Origin of the sequence: Halogranum amylolyticum, from assembly GCF_900110465.1 — an archaeon.
GTDB classification, from domain to species: domain Archaea; phylum Halobacteriota; class Halobacteria; order Halobacteriales; family Haloferacaceae; genus Halogranum; species Halogranum amylolyticum.
The window spans coordinates 63,721-80,134 of sequence record NZ_FODV01000011.1; the positions used below are offsets into that span (position 1 = coordinate 63,721).

Genomic DNA, 16,414 nt, shown 5'->3' on the forward strand with positions numbered 1-16,414 from the left:
TCTCCGATCTGTTAACCGTTCCGCTGATTGGTCACGGTTCAGGACCGCCATCGATCCCCTGTTGTGACCATGCTGCTTCCAAAACATCCGCAAGGAGCTCAATCCTCTCGTTCTGACCAGCACCGTCGTCAAGCTCGGCTAATCTTTCAGCGAGCTTCAACGGGATATCCATGGACGCGACATTTTCTCGTACGTCGATAGTGAGTTCCCGGTCAAAACGATTGTGCCAAGCCATCATCGCCTGTTGGTGGTTAAACTCGACAGTGTACCTCTTTCCACCAATCGCATCGTAGAGGGAGTCAAGTGACCCAATCCGTAGTTCCTTGTCGTGTCTCTCCACGAAGATCTCCCTTTCAGTAACGTTCACGTCGCATCGGTCCATACCCACATACACCGAGCGATCAGGAATAAATATAGGGATGAATCTGAATCCAGAGACGGCGGTAGTTTTACATGTGGGTGTGACGAGGTATCAACCACCATGAACTTGAACTCCGTAACAGGTGAGCAGTCAAATCGGCGTTCTCTTCTAGCACGTGCAATATACTCGTTGAGACGGTCGTTTTTCCTCTCGTTTGGGGTCTTCGGCTCTCTGCTCGTTGCCGCGGGCGCCACACTAGAGCTACTCTGGATGATTGGCATGCCACTTGAGGATGGCGTCGTTGCGGGAATGCTTGGTATCTGGGGGATGACGGCTCTGCTTATCGGGACAGTGGGGTATGGAACACTCCGATACATGCGGGACTATTGAAAGAACGACGACTAAGAGAACGATAACCACAACGAGACACAAAATCTATGATACCTACGACAATTGATATCCACGATTCAATGGGGAGCGCAAATCCAACCATGATGCCCGCTAGTGGCACAACTTGGGAGGGAAGCAAATGACAGCAACTAACACAACCGATATTGGTCCGGCAACCGGTGAGGGCGACATCATCTTCGAGCTTCGAGACGTCAGCGTCAGCTTTGAGATGGAACGGGGGGAAAGCCGCGTTCTTGATAGCGTGAATATGGACATCAAGCGGGAGGAGATTCTCGGCGTCGTCGGTGAATCTGGATCGGGGAAGTCGATGTTCGCTGCTGCATTACTTGATGCAGTCGTCCATCCTGGCGTCGTTACTGGCGAAATCACGTACTATCCGCGAGACGGCGAGCCAGTAGACGTACTCAACCTTCGAGATGACGAACTTCGACGTCTCCGCTGGAACGAAATCTCGATGGTGTTCCAAGGGGCGATGAGTTCGTTCAATCCGACGATGAAGATCAAAGACCACTTCGAAGAGACAATTCACGCTCACCGAGCAAATTACACTGAGCGCATGCAACATGCCCGACGCTTGCTTTCAGACCTCTATCTCGACCCAGATCGTGTCCTCAATAGCTATCCTCACGAGCTCTCCGGTGGGATGAAACAACGGGCACTCATTGCACTCTCACTCGTTCTTGAACCGGAAGTGCTCGTGATGGACGAACCAACTGCAGCGCTTGATTTACTGATGCAGCGGTCGATTCTGAGTCTTCTTGCGGATCTTCAGGAGAATTACAACCTTACGGTTATCTTCATCACACATGACCTTCCCCTCGTTGCCGGTCTCGCCGATCGTCTCGGTGTGATGTACGCCTTTGATTTCGTTGAGTACGGGCCGAGTGCAGAGGTCGTCGAAGATGCAGGACATCCCTACACCCGTGCATTGTTACGGTCGGTGCCAAGTGTCGATGCCGCGCTGAAAGAAATGCGTCCAATCGAAGGTGAAGCACCAGATCCAGTTAACGTACCACAAGGGTGTTCGTATCATCCACGCTGTCCACTTGCTGATCGACGATGTGTCGAATCGAACCCCCCATTCGACGAAGTTGGAGCAGACCATGCTGCAGCGTGTTTCTACGTTGAACAGGCCCAAACAGAAGTTCCTTACACCGTTTCCGAAGAGCGACTCGCGGGAGGTGAGGGTCAGTGAGCGAACCACTGCTCTCGATGCAGAATGTCGAAGTCCACTTTGAGAACAAGGGGTTTTTGGATAACCTTCTTCGGAGAGATACGAATACTGTTGAGGCTGTTGATAACGTGAGTCTCGATATCTTCGAGGAAGACGTAGTCGCTCTCGTTGGGGAGTCCGGGTGCGGTAAGACAACGCTTGGGAAAACTGCCATCGGTCTCCAGCGGCCGACCGGTGGCAGCGTCAAATACCGGGGTCAGGATATCTGGGAGGCTCGCGACGAAAAGAATCCCGAGATCTCGCACGAGGACATCCGACGCTCGTTACAGATTATCCATCAGGATCCCGGCGGATCGCTGAATAGTAACCGGACGGTGATGTCCTGTCTTTCAGATCCTCTGAAACGATGGCGTCCCGAAATGACTGCTGAAGAGCGAATGAATTCGATTTATCAGCTTCTCGAACGCGTCGGAATGAAACCCCCCGAAGACTACGCATCTCGGTTTCCCCACCAGCTCTCTGGGGGCGAGAAACAGCGGGTCGTTTTGGTCAGAGCGCTGTTGATGGAACCGGACCTCATTTTGGCAGACGAGGCTGTGTCGGCACTTGACGTCTCGCTCCGCGTCGAGATGATGGATTTGATGCTTGAACTGCAGGAACTGGTCGATACTTCCTTCCTGTTTATTAGTCACGACTTCTCGAACGCTCGGTATCTCGCCGAGAAGGCGGGCGGCCGTGTCGGAATTATGTATCTCGGGAAACTCGTTGAGATTGGTCCAGCAGACACAGTCCTCCAGAACCCGCGTCATCCATATACGAAGGTTCTCAAATGGGCATCTCCACCGCTTGACCCCGAACTCGCTCGACAGGCACAGGAAACGGAACCACCAGTCCGCGAAATCGACATTCCGGACCCAGTCAACCCGCCTGCTGGGTGTCGGTTCCACACCCGCTGTCCAGAAGCACGCGAAATCTGTACACACACGGTTCCAGAATTACAAGAGTCAGATTTCGGGACCCACGGGGCATGTTTCCGTCTTGATGACGGTCACGAGTACTGGCAGAGTGCTGAACTCACCGACGAGAACCAATCAGCCGAGACCACAGCCACGAGCGACGACTGATTGCTGGCTGTGATTGACTCACTTGTTTCGGGTCACCACGTCGTCGTTGTGAGAACTCCCTCCTCGTTCGTACCAACATCATAGTAGTGGACGGCCGCCTCACGGGCATCAGCATTGACCGTGAGCCAGCGGACGTCGCCACCATATTCGGCTTCTTCAGACATGTGACTGAGATGTCGTGCGAGGATGTACTCAACACCGTTGATAACGCGACTGCCGCGACCATGGTCGTACCAGTAGTGACCTGTATTCACCATCACTGTATTTCCGCGTTCAAGGACGGCTTGCACAGTCTTGCAGTTCAACACGTAAAAGTACGGCTTGGAGTGTGTCTCCCAGTTGTCGTCAAGTTCGTAATGGCGACACAATGGTGCGTGACAGAATACGAAGGTCGGGATCTCGTCATCTTCGTCCATCAGCCGTTCTAGCATTGAGATCTGCGGTGCAGTGACGAAGTTTTGAATCTCATTGAGTGGGTGATATCCTTCGTGGGGGTTCGAATCGAGGAACACGAAGCGTGCGCCATCGTCTTCGAAGTGGAACCACTGCGGGAACTCATCGGCCGGGAAATGCTTCCGGTAGGCACTCATCGGACGCTCGTTGTTGCCCCGAATAACATAGTAGTCACTCTCGAGACGATTGTCAAGCAGTTCCTTCGCCCGACGAAACTCACTGTGGTAGAAGGCATCGTCGGAGTCGTCATGCCATGACCCCCACTCAGTCTCTTCTTCCCACGGGGACAGAAGCCGCAAATCGCCACCAGCAAGCGTCCAGTCGACGCCCACTTCGTTGAGCTTGTCGATGGCTGCATGCTGAACAGACTCATCTTCGTATTCGTAGCGCCCGACTCCAACGTGTAGGTCATAGAGGAGGCCGATTGTACGCATCGTCACTCACTCCATAGATGAACCGCAGTACCTTGGTCAAGGTAGCCAGTTCCATCCTCAACACATGCTTCGAGTTCGTAGCCACCGTACATCTCCCGCCCAATGAAAGAATGCTCACGGTAATCTCGAGAGTCAGGAGTAAACTCAACCATCGGAGTGATAAACGGAGATGTCTCCGTACAAGAGAACTGAACTGTCGTCTCGTACTGTTCACTCTCGAGATGGATGGGACTAAAGCGGAGTGAGAGTGTTGCCCCGTCAGTGACCCGTACACGACCGCGGACACCGCCATAGAGTTTGGTGTATTCGATGGCACCGAGGAAATTCGTTACTGTGAGGTTTCGCTGAATTGTGACGAACTCTTCGGTGGCGATCTCCCATTCATCGTCCCCCAGTCCGTTTTGGGTCGGTGGTGCACCGAGCGGCCATGAAGCGACCATCTCAGGGCCACCAGTACGTGGCTGATAATCACGTGAAACTAGCCCAGAAGCGCTCTCCTGACTGGGATCCCGCCGTTCAATCATACGGTTACGGGCTGTGTCTGGTTGAGGAACTCCGCCTTTATCCACATGGGCATCGCTATCGCTCTGGTTTCTGGGCTGTCGTGCCATACCATAGTCATCTCTGGCAGGTGCGTAAAGCTTTGCCCGATATATCAGATATTTACTAATACCTCTAAAGCGATTATATATTTCTAAATTAGTTATATCGTAATTAAAACTTAGTTTTATTCTTATAAAATGCAGAAATCAACAATTACTCTCCTATCTGGAACCGCTACTGAGTTACATGGGAAACGGAACCGCCTACAGCGGGAGTGATGGGTATTACTACGGTGACGTGGACTTGTGGCAACAGTTCGAGTGCGGAGTGTGGATTCCCTTCTGCTGGGACACAGAAACCGGAATTGAGTGGGTGGAAGCGCAAGATGGTGAGATACTTACTCTCACACCGATATCACAAAGCAGCTTACCTAGGGAGGTATCCGTGGAAGAGGTTTATGGTGGTCTCAGTATCGATTCGAGTAGGAAACTATCGACAACCAAGAACACTTCTGACTGACCCCCTATGACACCTTCCCAACAATAATGCTGAGTATGTTATACGAAAACAAGGAGAATACCTGCGCCTTTAGGCGCAGGATGAATCCGACACTACTCTACACTGCCCCCCGTTCGATGGCAAGTTCGGATATTCCACGCCAACCGACACTATTAACAAAACAGCGTTCATAACTGCTTATGAAGCCAGAAAATGAGTAGAACCATCCGAACCTTCGAGGCGACGATACCGAACCAGCGACAGGTTCGTGACGACCTCGACCAACTCGGATGGGCTGCCTCAAAACTCTGAAACGTCGGTCGCTACTACGCACACGAACAGTGGGACGAAACGGGCGAGAGTCCTGATGATGGGGAACGCAAATCCGAACTCAAAAGCCACGAACGCTACACGGACTTACATTCTCAATCCAGTCAGCGCGTTCTCGAAGAACTCGCTGAAGCGTTCAACGGCTGGTTCGGCAAGCGTCGGAACGGCGATGACCGTGCCCGACCGCCCGGATATCGCAAAAACGGAGACTCCCACCCACGTTCAACTGTGTCGTTCAAAGCGGCTGGCTTCAAGCACGATGCACAGTTCGCCCGTGTTCGCCTCTCGAAAGGACGTAACCTCAAAGAATACCGTTCAGACTTCATCCTCTGTGAGTACCAGACTCGCCCGGATGTTGACCGGACCGAGTGGGACATCCAACAGGTTCGCGCCGTCTACAAGCGTGACGAGTGGCGGCTTCAGTTCGTCTGTCGCACCACTATCGACCCGGACCCTCCGGGCGACGGCGTGGCCGGTGTTGACCTCGGGATTTGCAACTTCGCTGCCGTCTCCTTCGGTGGTGAGTCGGTGTTGTATCCCGGTGGCTCACTCAAAGAAGACGAATACTACTTCACCAAGAAGAAAGCCAAGTGCGACAATTCTTCGTCCCGTAAGGCGACTCGTCTTGACCGGAAACGAACCGGTCGTCGGACACACTTCTTGCACGCACTTTCGAAAGCGATAGTCACGGAATGCGTTGAACGAGGTGTTGGCACGCTTGTCGTTGGAGACCTCGGCGGTATCCGAGAGGGCGACGAGAGTGGCGAGTCCCGCAACTGGGGCGACCACGGCAACCTCGACTTGCACGGGTGGGCATTTGACCGATTCACGACGCTACTCGACTATAAGGCGGAATCTGAAGGCATCGACGTTGAGTTGGTGTCAGAACGCGATACGTCGAAGTCGTGTTCGGCGTGTGGACAGACAGATAAGACTCAGCGTGTCGAACGCGGTCTGTACGTGTGTGAGAAGTGCGATACGGTTGCGAACGCGGACGTGAACGGTGCGGAGAATATTCGACAAAAGGTACTCCTGAGTCTCGTCACGGATGGCGGCGATAGGGATAACGGTTGGTTGGCACAGCCATCGGTGTGCTTGTTCGATTCAGAGAGCGGTGCGTTTGTACCGCGAGAACAGGTTACGTCGTAGACCTTAATATCCCAACTGCGGTCGGGATTCCTGCGTCTTCAGGCGCGGGAGGATGTCAATCACACACATGTCTGGATACGGTATGTACTGTGTCAATAATGCTCTACCTGACCTGAATGCACAGCTTCCTGCCGAACGGGAATCACGGCTTTAGACCAGTGGTTCACCTATGTGGACAGTTTTGACGTCCATGAGCCGTTTCACTGGCCCAAACCGTATGCCTCGATGTGCACTGACGAGAATCCTCGTGACCCTGAACTGACGTTCTGGCACCACTATGGCCGTGTTGGTGAGGGTCTCGCCGAACTCTCCGAGCGCGAACTCGACTTCGTCCGAGCGCAGTTCGCCGGCAAGGTAACGATAGTTGATCGATGGTTCGGTCGCGTCCTTAACGCGCTCGACGACATAGACGCTTGGGATGACACAGTCGTCATCGTCACTGCCGACCATGGCCACTACCTCGGTGAGCACGGTTGGAGAGGGAAGCCGCATGCACCGCGCTACGACGAGCTCGCTCGAACACCGCCTCTAGTCTGGCATCCGGATGATATACACAACAATGAGCGTGTAGACGCGCTCACAACAGCCGTAGATCTCTATGCAACTTTTCTCGATACGATGGACGTTTCTATCCCTGAGCACGTCCACAGCGAGAGTTTCCTTCCGCTCATTCTTGGTGAACGCGACTCCCACCGTGAATTACCCCACCCTACCGCTCGCCTGACGGTTCGCGCTTGAGGGTAGAGCTTCCTGTTTCCACGACGCGCCTTGCATCCACAACCGAGGACACAGGGAGCGCAGTCTCCACAGGCGTTACCGAATTGCGACGCGATTCGTTCGCACACCAGAAATCTTTGATTTCTGGGGACGTTGACTCGGAGCGTCCCGCTCCTAACCGCTTTGTGATACCGCGAGAAAGAATGTTCCACGCTGCATTCGCGTCCCTATCCACCTCAAATCCACACGCCGGATAGGAGTGTTCACGGACCCACAGCGGCTTCTCGGTCGAAACGCCGCAGGACGCGCACTCCTTGGTCGTTCCGCGCGGATTGACCGCGACGAAGTGCGTTCCTTCGCGTTCACACTTGTATTCGAGCATCCGAAGGAACGTCCCCCACGCCGCTCCTGCTCGATTCCGCGAGTTGCCCGGTAGCTCGACCAAGCCAGTCTTCGACCGCCACAAGGTCGTACTCGCGGGCGTAGTAGTACCTCTCTGGGACGGGTCACGATACAGTGAGTCGCCTCCATGTTGCCATGCTGAACGCGTCGATAGCTACCGGGTTGACGAAAGACAATATGAGCGGGTAGATTTCACACTGACCGGTGATCCCTAAGCGAAAAGAGGTACCCGGATGTTACCGTGTCGTCACGTGGTTTTTCAGAATCCCGACACCCTCAAATTCTACTTCGACCACATCACCTTCTGCAAGTGGTCCAGGACCATATGGTGTTCCTGTCGCAATGACATCGCCTGGTTCGAGTGTGATGAGCTTCGTGATCTCTTCGATGAGTTCGCCGACAGTGAAAATGAGCATTTCACGTGTCGCTTCTTGTTTGGTCTCGCCATTGACCCGGAGATCAAGACGCGCGTCGTCGGGAATCTCATCGGGTGTGGCGAGGACTGGGCCCATCGGGAGCGAGCCATCGAAGGCTTTCCCACGAACCCAGTTTTGCTCTTCTCGCTGGTCATCACGGTTCGAGATATCGTTGACGCAGGTAAACCCGCGAACGTACGACATCGCCTCGGAGGCATCAACCTCTCGGCACTGTCTATCGATGACCACTCCGAACTCTGCCTCGAAGTCGATCTCCTCTTTGCCTGGTGGGAGCTCGATCGCATCGCCATGGGCGGCAACCGTATTTGGCCCTTTCAGGAAGAAATCTGGTCGGTCAGGGAGTTCACGGTCTGTCTCGTCACGATGGTCCTGATATCCACCAGCTTGGCAGACGATCTTTGTCGGCTCACATGGCGGTAACACATCGACGTCATCGACATTATAGGATCTGTTACCCGCCGTAACAGTACCATCGTCATATTCGCCGGTTCGGGTCCTGCCGGTCGGGTCACGGAAGCGAAGCTGTCGCATCGTATCTATCTTGTCTATGTGGGAGCATAACATAGTTTCGGTCAGGGGTGAACGTCTCGAAAACCCACATCTTGCGACTGTGTTCGTTGACTCTCTGAAGGCCGTGTAAAATCACATATGAAGCACGATTACCTGTCAAAGAGGCAAGAATTGATATATGATCGAACGAACAGTGTACCAAGGATCGCGTACTTGTTGTTCTTGACCCAGAAGAGCCCTCACAACAACTGCTTCGCGAGGCGGCAAATTGTACGAATGGAACGGATGCAGATCTTGTCCTCCTCTCGTTCATCAGTGAGGAGGGATTCAAACAGGATCAAGAAACGCCCCAACGAATTGCTTCGGCCGAACATACCTCATTCAAATCAGAAACACCGCTCGAAGCAGCACGCAGTTTTGCCACGGATATGGCTACCTCGGTACTTGACGCCAATACAGAGTTCGAGATAATAGGCGCAATCGCAGAAGATAGTGAGCAGGCGGACTGTATTGTCGAGATTGCTGAAAAGAACGACTGCGATCATTGACGTTCGATGGGTTCATCACAGTGGCGATGGAGTGAACAACTGTCTGTCACTCGCTCCCTTCACTCATTGAGGAAAGAGGCTTTGCCACTATTTTCAACCAACTCCGGAGCAAATTTTATACGCATTCACCGCACGTTCTCGGTAGAGATGGAAGCGATAGCAACTGATGATGCACCGCCAAGTATCGGGCCGTTCTCACAGGCGATTCGAGACGGGAACCGTATCTACGTCTCCGGACAGGGACCTATCGATCCCGAAACTGGAGAAATAATCAGTGGCGACGTCGCAGCCGAAACTGCTCAAACACTGGAAAACATGGACGCCGTGCTTCACGCTGCGGGAAGGTCGCTCGATGATACGGTGAAGGCGACTATTTTTGTCCGGGATCTGACTAACTACGATGCTATCAACGAGGTGTACGCTGAATATATGAGCGAACCGTATCCCGCTCGGAGCGCCGTCGAAGTCTCCGACCTCCCTGTCGATATCGAAGTCGAAATTGAACTCGTTGCATCGGCGGTTGACCAATCATGAAAGCTGTTGTAGTCACTCGAGATGATCCTACCCCTCAGGTTATCGAGATCGGGAAACCTAGTGTCAGTTCCGGGGAAGTGCTTGTTCGAGTACTCCGGGTTGGCATCGATGGGACTGACCATGAGGTTATCGCTGGCAACCACGGTGGGTTTCCGGCACAATCTGAGCATATGGTACTCGGGCATGAGGCAGTCGGTGTCGTCGAAGACGGTGGCGATACTGACCTTACATCTGGTCAGATGGTCGTTCCAACAGTTCGTCGTCCACCTGCATCAGGATCGAACGAATACTTCAAACAGGGACAACCGGACATGGCTCCTGCCGGATTGTATGTTGAACGTGGTATCGACGGTGCCCACGGTCACATGGCAGAGTTCGTTACCGCCCCGTCGGAATTCCTCGTTCCCGTTCCGGATTCGTTCCGTGAATTCGGATTTTTGGTGGAGCCACTGAGTAACGCGGTCAAAGCTATCGAGCACGCTGAAGCCTCACGGTCAGCGTTCAGATGGGCACCCGAGACTGCAATTGTGCTTGGCAATGGACCGCTTGGACTCCTCGCACTCGCGTTCCTTCGGCACAAAGGATACAGTCGGTTATACTGTCTTGGTCGCCGAGACCGCCCAGACCAGAGCATAGACATCATTGAGCGATTCGGTGCAACATACGTCGATTCGCGGGAAACCTCGCTGTCTGACCTCGCTACGATACACGAACCTATGGATTTAGTTGTCGAGGCAACGGGCTATGCTCGCCATGGCGTAGAATCTGTTCGTGCACTCGCACCGAACGGTGTCGCTGCGCTCTTAGGTATTCCCTCTGCCTCAACATTCAAATTGGATGGGGGGACTCTCCACCGCGAAATGGTCCTCAAGAACCAAGCACTCGTGGGAAGCGTTAACTCTCACGTAGGACACTTCGAGACCGCTCGTGAGGCGCTTACTGACACTCCCTCGTGGTTCGTCGACCAACTAGTGACCGGCGTGTTTCCGCCGCATGAGATCGAAGCTGCATTTGAATCGGATCGTCAGAATATCAAGGCAGTCATCAATTTCGAGATGTGAGCTAATACGTGCCAGGAATTGCCGACAGCCACATCCTGAGAAAAGACTCGCACCGCCTCAGAAATCTGGACGGCGATTAATGGAGTGCCCACTCGATGATGGCATTCCACAGCGTTGGCAACTGCTCCCACTCTAAGAATGCCTCTGGCGCCCAGTGAGGTGCACAGTCTGTCGTGTATGTGAACACCCGACCGGCGTCAGCATCATCACAAACAATGAACGGATTCTCCTGGACGGTAGCCCATACCTCTGCCTCTTCGGATGCACGAACGCGGTTATACCCCAAAACGTGTGGCCACTCGGTAGGGAGATCGGCGTTTGGAACACCCTGGTTTTGTGGGGTTGCTCCGGCGGGCGTCTCAACGCGGTCATCCCCCGCTGAAATTTCGACTGGGAGTACATCAGAGAGGGGGGTGTTGGCATACCGAGCCTGTCCACCCTTTCCTCCGAAGCTCATGTAGCCACCAATCATCCCTAAGGCGCCGCCATCACGCACCCACTCAGCGAGGACAGTGAGGCGGTCGGCATCTGTCTTTCCGGCGGCTACCTGTGGCGTCACTTGCAAGGTATCAGCGCCAATATCACTCAACACAACGAGGTCGTACGCATCCAACTGTTCGCGAGTCCGAGGGAACTCCTGGGTCGCGACGTGACATGGCTGAAACGTTACATCGTGACCAATCGTTTCAAGCGTCTCGATGTATCGGTCGGCTGCCTCACCATAACTGGCGTCACGGAGGACGTTCCGGCCTTTGATTTCGAACTGAACAGTTACCCACGACTCGCCAGCAAGTAGTATGTCAGCCATTATGTGACTCTCTCAGTGCGAATGGAAAAGGGTACGGACGCCACTGACTTACTACAGAAGGTCGTATGCAGCAGCCCGGAATCGTCTGATTGCCTCAGGACTGAACTTACAGGTTCGTACCTCGTACCCGCCGTTTGGAAACACGTCTTCAGTTGGAAGATAGCTGATGTAGTCGTCTGCATAGCCCGCCACAAGGAGCGCCGAGGTGTCAGTAGCGGCTTTGAAATCTATCCCGTGCTGTGCATGGACTTCACCCGGGGCCGTCAGAATGCTTAGCTCACCACACTCAATGAAGGTAAGTGAGGTGACGTACTCTTCCCAACCAATATCGTGGAGACGGATTCTTTCTTCGGCGTACCACCGTTCGAGGAGTGGTTCTTTCCGTGGGTCGTCGCTCGATAACGCTTGGAACTTCGGAGCCACCTCATCACCACCGTGCGCATCAATCTTGGCGGTGAGTGCAGCATATTCTTCTTCAAGCTCTGATCGTGGCTGCAGTTCACGCTTTGGGAGCGATACGTCACGTCGAGAGAGAGTGATGTCCCCCGACAGCGGCTCTCCAGCCCGAGCGTCAGCAACCGCGGACAGAACTGTCTCACCAATTTCGCGACCAACGGTTTCCATACACTCGTAAGCCTCTTCATCTGACCGTGGCGTGCGGCTATCGCGTGCATTCACATCGCCAGTTGCTCCATTAATGAAGAGTACTGTAGCATCCATCTCGTTGCGAACCATCTCGTAGGCCGTGGCCAACCAGTCAGCGCTGACGAGCGTGGACAGCGGACGGGTAATCGTCGGATGGCACGCAAAATTGAAGAGGACGGTTCTCAATCCCGATTCACCCGTAACAAGGAGGACGAGTAGTTCTGGGTCAACAGGACCATCACCGCGACGATTCCACAGAACGTCTGCGTTCTCCGCACGACCCAGCCGAAGCGTCGCGGGTTCGAGATTGGTGGTTGCTTCGCGTATGGCGGTCACTGTCACGTCGATTACATCATCGACATATTCGGTCGTATCTGCTTCGTAGGAGAGAAGCGGATTAACTTCGAGAAATTCACCGGGAATGTACGGTGCCGAATGGGTGTGTGTCGCCGCGAGCGTGACCGATGCAAGATCGAGATCAGCGACGCGCTCACGGACTTTGGCTGTGAACTTTCGGCTGACGTTCAAGAGATCAAGTGAAACAAGTGCAACCGTCGTTTCACCATCGTCGACGACAAGTGCAGTCACTCCAAGCGGTGAGTGGACGCCGGTCGAGACACGTTCGATACTGCCAGGGCCGAAGCCGCTCAACTGTTGTGGCGAATCGGGAGTAATATCGTAGCGTGCACTAGCGGCTCTGAATTCAGTCATGGTTCGTGTAGTGCAGTATTGTTCGTCGCCGTCAACTCGAAGGGGAATAATACGTCAACTCCCACCTCATCAAGCGGCCGACCATACTCACAGGCTTCGAATGCTTCAGCGTACTGAATCTGCTGGCCTCGTTCTTCCCCATACCGCTCTACAAGCTGGTCGCGGAAGCGATCGGCGACACGTTTGAGATCTGCGATGATCGGTAGTTCACCCCGCTGTAACCATGCCCGCCGTGATTCTGGGTCGTCCGGGACGGTATCGAGGATTTCGGCATTGTACGGAAGCCATTCGTAGAACTGCGACGTGTGACTGTCCAGCATCTCAAATTTCTCCGACATGACGTCGTCGACAGCAACGACGGCGTCCGGTGAGAATTTGTAGGGACGCTGAAATTCATCACTGAGGTATGCGATGACTGGATCTTGTGCAAGTGCTTGGGTGTTTGGACAGACGTTTGGAACAGTAACCATGTAGGCAGCATCCTGCACTAACCGTGAGGTGTACCGGTGGTCTGGGTGGTAGTCGTGTGGACGATGAGTAAGCACGAGATCCGGGTTGTAGTTTCGAATGAGCTCAATCACTGTTCGGCGGTTCGAGAGTGATGGCTCGAGCGCCCCGTCAGGGTTGTCGAGAATCTCGTAGTCGAGACCAGCAACGTCCGCAGCGTTTTGCGCCTCTTGTGTGCGCCGCTGGACCAGTGTTGCACCACCCTGTGTATGATGGCCGGACGCCCCGTTCGTCATCGAGACAAACTTGACATCCGTACCGTTCGCACAGTACTTATTAGCGACACCTCCAGCTTTGAGATCGCAGTCATCGGGATGCGCACCGATGACTAGAACCCGTTGGGTCTCTAGGCTCATCCGTGGTTAATTTGATACGCGACAGTCACAAAAAGATATGCCTACTCAACGAAATGATGAAGTATCTCACATGAGTTTTGTTTGTGTGGTTTACGCCATGAAGACAGCACTTGCGCTTCCTGCACAGCGTGATTACCGCTGGGATCTCGCCGCATAGCTCGGTGTCGAACAGGCAGTCGTACATCCACACATGAGCGATGTTGATAACGGTTGACGTGGCGATACCCCGTGGGTACGGCGCACTCCTCCGGTTGCAGAACGCCTTCGAACAGACCGGTCTCGAAGTCGGTGTTATCGAAGGTGGTACTCCACTGACCGATACGACTCGACTCGGGCTTGGGGGCGGGATGAAGAAATCGATCGATTCAACGAGTTCATCCGCACCATGGGGGCGCTCGACATTCCGGTGCTCTGTCACTGCACTTTGCTACAAGTTCTCGGCCAAAATTTTCAAGCAATTGTAGTTGAACTCTATTCACATGTCTCGGAACAAATCATCTCGACGAACTGTCCTGCAAAAGACCGTCGCTGCACTGTCGTGCACAGTCGGACTTGCTGGGTGTGCCGATGGGGGGAGTGATTCGACTGCCACTGAGGAAGGCGAGGGAGGAACAACCGAAGGTGGAACCAGATCCACAACCGGTGAAAGTGCCACGACAGGCGAGAGAACCACGACAAGTAGTGAGACGAGTACAGAAACCCAGGAGAGCACTGAGACGAGTTCCAGTACTGAAACTGGCACTGGGACGAGTACTGCCTCAAGTGAGGCTGATATTCTCCTCGGCGGAATGGTCAAGGCCTGGGTTGGGCAGAAGCCTACCCGTGTCGATGGACAGAATAACCCGACACTTCAATTGACTGCGGGAACAGAGTACACGCTTATCTGGGGGAATCTCGACGGTGCTGAGCACGAACTCATTATCGAAGACGCGAATGGGGAGGAGTTAGCAGCCACAGAATCTGCCTCACAGCAGGGGGCAACACGGTCAATCACGTTCACAGCGTCGCAGAAGATGGCGGAGTATTATTGTGAGTATCATCCACAGTCGATGCGCGGGACAATCGAAGTCAGCGAAGAATAGTCGTTGAGGACCTCTCCGTTGGTTGAGGAATAGAGAGGGTGAAGTACCAAAGAGACAATTTAACGAGGTGAACACACCCATCATATCGAGGATCTCATGATTTGGTCCGATCAGTGCTGAATCTGGTTGATCTGTACTCGAATGATCTTAAAGGAAAACTCACCGTGAAATTAATGGGCTTATCGAGGGTTCCCTAATAAAGAGGCAGTCGACTGGATGTACAATACCAATAATCGATCGCTGGGCCCGCTTTCTGGCGATGCCTATGAGCTCCTGCTGACCGCAATCGAGTCATCAGAGGGACTTGCTTTCGAAGAAGCTCTGGGCCACCTCCGGGAAGAAGGATTCTCTGAAGGTGATGCTGAATATGCGCTCGAACGTCTCCTGTTACGGGGATACCTCTACGAAGTTGACGGCAAGCTGTTCGTTACCGAGCGTGCGGGCTCATCGAGCGAGTGATTGCACGAGTTGGACCGCACTAATTGGAATCGAAGTCGCCGAGATCGTCCGATTCAGCGTTAGCGGCTAATTCCGCTGAAGATTCTCGGTCGCCTGGCGTTGAAGCGGCCGGATTCGTCGCTTCGGTTTCACGGGCTCTGTCTGCTTCTTCGGCTTTTTGAGACGATGCTTCTTCGGGCGTAGATCCAAGCGATTCGAGGGCTTCAATGATGGCTTGCCGGTACTGCTCTGTGTCGTCACCAGACTGCTCGTGGGCCATTCGGGCGTACTCGTTGGCTCGGTCATCGAACCGCTCGATGCGTTCAAGCGTGCGCCGAGCAGTTGCAGTCACCCATCGATTACGGGTGTCGGCGTCGACGACCGTTAGATGCTCAGGGCGGAGTGAAACGTTGACAGTACCGTCGTCGGTTTCGTAGGTACGGGGTTTGCCGACAACGGCGACGAACGCAGGGGGTTCAGTCTCCCGAAGCATGCTGGCTGCTTCGGACTGATATTGGCCAGTGTAAACGAAGACCGTCCCCGTGGGATCAACGATCTGTTCCTGCCAGTATTCGTTGTCGCTGCCGACATCCTCTGTTTCTGTGAGCGCCCCAACGATGAACACGCGGTTGGCTTTCGCACCGGTCGGTAACAGCGCATAGATCGGCGCTCGCTCGTCATCGTCCTCTCGAAACGTGTAGGTGGCAGCGTTGAACTCGCGGGCGAACGCTCGCTGGGCTACCTCTCGCATGGGGGCTGCCTTGACTCATCTGTGGGTACTCTCTCGGGAAGATGGAGTCCTTCAGGCTGTATGTATTTCGTCATAGTCACTAGCGATATTATAGCAATTAGCGGAAATCTTTGGACTCTTCGACGTCACCTCCTGATATCTGCGTGCTGAACTCAGCGCGTAAGTCGGTCGGCCTCGTTTAACCTGCTCGGCCATTTTGATGTCTGAGCATGTTTATTTTTGTTTGAAAACATCACACAAGATATTTAGTTACTCGGTCGACAACTTCGAGTACATGAATCGACCGCGTTTTTGACGCGAACCTCTTCGACAAGCTCACCAGCCTGATCGATTACTGCCACTTGCGCGTACCGCTTGTGTAAGTCGATTCCAAGGTACATGGTTTGTTCCTCCGGGACGCCGGTGCGTGAACAGAAATTCACCTATACGG

Annotated in this window: 17 protein-coding genes and 3 pseudogenes; 11 read left to right on the top strand and 9 right to left on the bottom strand. The window is 53.8% G+C overall.

The window, feature by feature from the left end; translation table 11 throughout:
* Nucleotides 1-31: 31 nt before the first annotated feature.
* Entirely contained in the window at nt 32-382 is a 351-nt protein-coding gene (locus tag BSG17_RS16980; RefSeq protein ID WP_089826230.1) for a hypothetical protein, read from the bottom strand.
* Between the two features lie 99 nt (nt 383-481).
* Here BSG17_RS16980 and BSG17_RS16985 point away from each other — a divergent pair, with 99 nt between their 5' ends.
* From BSG17_RS16985 to BSG17_RS26160, 3 genes are all read left to right on the top strand, one after another.
* The gene (locus BSG17_RS16985) at nt 482-751 is read left to right on the top strand and encodes a hypothetical protein (RefSeq protein ID WP_089826232.1); all 270 of its coding nucleotides are present in this window, start codon (nt 482-484) and stop codon (nt 749-751) included.
* A gap of 139 nt (nt 752-890) precedes the next feature.
* Nucleotides 891-1,967 (top strand): ABC transporter ATP-binding protein, encoded by a 1,077-nt coding sequence (locus BSG17_RS26155; RefSeq protein ID WP_139246674.1) that lies wholly within the window; start codon nt 891-893, stop codon nt 1,965-1,967.
* On the top strand, nt 1,964-3,070 hold the full coding sequence (locus tag BSG17_RS26160; protein WP_394327973.1) for an oligopeptide/dipeptide ABC transporter ATP-binding protein: 1,107 nt from the start codon (nt 1,964-1,966) through the stop codon (nt 3,068-3,070). The genes BSG17_RS26155 and BSG17_RS26160 overlap by 4 nt, the downstream gene beginning before the upstream one ends.
* Before the next feature lie 32 nt (nt 3,071-3,102).
* On the opposite strand, the gene BSG17_RS16995 is transcribed toward BSG17_RS26160, so the two are convergent.
* Both BSG17_RS16995 and BSG17_RS17000 read right to left on the bottom strand, forming a co-directional pair.
* On the bottom strand, nt 3,103-3,957 hold the full coding sequence (locus BSG17_RS16995) for a metallophosphoesterase family protein (RefSeq protein WP_089826234.1): 855 nt from the start codon (nt 3,955-3,957) through the stop codon (nt 3,103-3,105).
* A 2-nt stretch (nt 3,958-3,959) separates the two neighbouring features.
* On the bottom strand, nt 3,960-4,568 hold the full coding sequence (locus BSG17_RS17000) for a hypothetical protein (RefSeq protein WP_139246675.1): 609 nt from the start codon (nt 4,566-4,568) through the stop codon (nt 3,960-3,962).
* Nucleotides 4,569-4,746: 178 nt separating this feature from the next.
* On the opposite strand from BSG17_RS17000, the gene BSG17_RS17005 reads away from it, so the two are divergent.
* The 3 genes and pseudogenes from BSG17_RS17005 to BSG17_RS17015 all read left to right on the top strand — a co-directional run bounded on the left by BSG17_RS17005 (nt 4,747) and on the right by BSG17_RS17015 (nt 7,215).
* Complete coding sequence (locus BSG17_RS17005) at nt 4,747-5,019, top strand: hypothetical protein (protein WP_211609182.1); 273 nt, start codon at nt 4,747-4,749, stop codon at nt 5,017-5,019.
* Nucleotides 5,020-5,211: 192 nt separating this feature from the next.
* Nucleotides 5,212-6,477, top strand: a pseudogene (locus tag BSG17_RS17010) (RNA-guided endonuclease InsQ/TnpB family protein).
* A 141-nt stretch (nt 6,478-6,618) separates the two neighbouring features.
* Entirely contained in the window at nt 6,619-7,215 is a 597-nt protein-coding gene (locus BSG17_RS17015; RefSeq protein ID WP_089826238.1) for a sulfatase family protein, read from the top strand.
* Here BSG17_RS17015 and BSG17_RS17020 read toward each other — a convergent pair.
* Nucleotides 7,187-7,682, bottom strand: a pseudogene (locus tag BSG17_RS17020) (RNA-guided endonuclease InsQ/TnpB family protein); the annotation flags it as partial. The gene BSG17_RS17015 and the pseudogene BSG17_RS17020 overlap by 29 nt on opposite strands.
* Before the next feature lie 150 nt (nt 7,683-7,832).
* Complete coding sequence (locus BSG17_RS17025) at nt 7,833-8,564, bottom strand: fumarylacetoacetate hydrolase family protein (RefSeq protein WP_089826343.1); 732 nt, start codon at nt 8,562-8,564, stop codon at nt 7,833-7,835.
* Between the two features lie 194 nt (nt 8,565-8,758).
* Between BSG17_RS17025 and BSG17_RS28635 the strand changes: the two are divergent.
* The 3 genes and pseudogenes from BSG17_RS28635 to BSG17_RS17040 all read left to right on the top strand — a co-directional run.
* A pseudogene (locus BSG17_RS28635) lies at nt 8,759-9,091 on the top strand (hypothetical protein); the annotation flags it as partial.
* 147 nt (nt 9,092-9,238) lie between these two features.
* Nucleotides 9,239-9,625 (top strand): Rid family detoxifying hydrolase, encoded by a 387-nt coding sequence (locus BSG17_RS17035; RefSeq protein WP_089826242.1) that lies wholly within the window; start codon nt 9,239-9,241, stop codon nt 9,623-9,625.
* Nucleotides 9,622-10,686, top strand: coding sequence for a glucose 1-dehydrogenase (locus tag BSG17_RS17040; protein ID WP_089826244.1), 1,065 nt, complete (start codon nt 9,622-9,624; stop codon nt 10,684-10,686). The genes BSG17_RS17035 and BSG17_RS17040 overlap by 4 nt, the downstream gene beginning before the upstream one ends.
* Nucleotides 10,687-10,762: 76 nt before the next feature.
* On the opposite strand, the gene BSG17_RS17045 is transcribed toward BSG17_RS17040, so the two are convergent.
* Genes BSG17_RS17045 through BSG17_RS17055 form a run of 3 tightly spaced genes read right to left on the bottom strand, consistent with a single transcriptional unit; the run spans nt 10,763 to nt 13,713 of the window.
* Nucleotides 10,763-11,494 (bottom strand): glutamine amidotransferase, encoded by a 732-nt coding sequence (locus tag BSG17_RS17045; protein ID WP_089826246.1) that lies wholly within the window; start codon nt 11,492-11,494, stop codon nt 10,763-10,765.
* A 51-nt stretch (nt 11,495-11,545) separates the two neighbouring features.
* Complete coding sequence (locus tag BSG17_RS17050; protein WP_089826247.1) at nt 11,546-12,850, bottom strand: neutral/alkaline non-lysosomal ceramidase N-terminal domain-containing protein; 1,305 nt, start codon at nt 12,848-12,850, stop codon at nt 11,546-11,548.
* Nucleotides 12,847-13,713, bottom strand: a complete 867-nt coding sequence (locus BSG17_RS17055; RefSeq protein WP_089826249.1) for a PIG-L deacetylase family protein — start codon at nt 13,711-13,713, stop codon at nt 12,847-12,849. Before BSG17_RS17055 ends, BSG17_RS17050 begins: the two co-directional genes overlap by 4 nt.
* A 479-nt stretch (nt 13,714-14,192) precedes the next feature.
* On the opposite strand from BSG17_RS17055, the gene BSG17_RS26165 reads away from it, so the two are divergent.
* Entirely contained in the window at nt 14,193-14,795 is a 603-nt protein-coding gene (locus BSG17_RS26165; RefSeq protein ID WP_139246676.1) for a cupredoxin domain-containing protein, read from the top strand.
* Between the two features lie 216 nt (nt 14,796-15,011).
* Nucleotides 15,012-15,254, top strand: a complete 243-nt coding sequence (locus BSG17_RS17065; protein WP_211609183.1) for a hypothetical protein — start codon at nt 15,012-15,014, stop codon at nt 15,252-15,254.
* 19 nt (nt 15,255-15,273) lie between these two features.
* Here BSG17_RS17065 and BSG17_RS17070 read toward each other — a convergent pair whose 3' ends face one another.
* Nucleotides 15,274-15,984: an RPA family protein gene (locus BSG17_RS17070; protein WP_244531578.1), complete on the bottom strand. Its 711-nt coding sequence runs from the start codon at nt 15,982-15,984 to the stop codon at nt 15,274-15,276.
* Nucleotides 15,985-16,414: the final 430 nt, after the last annotated feature.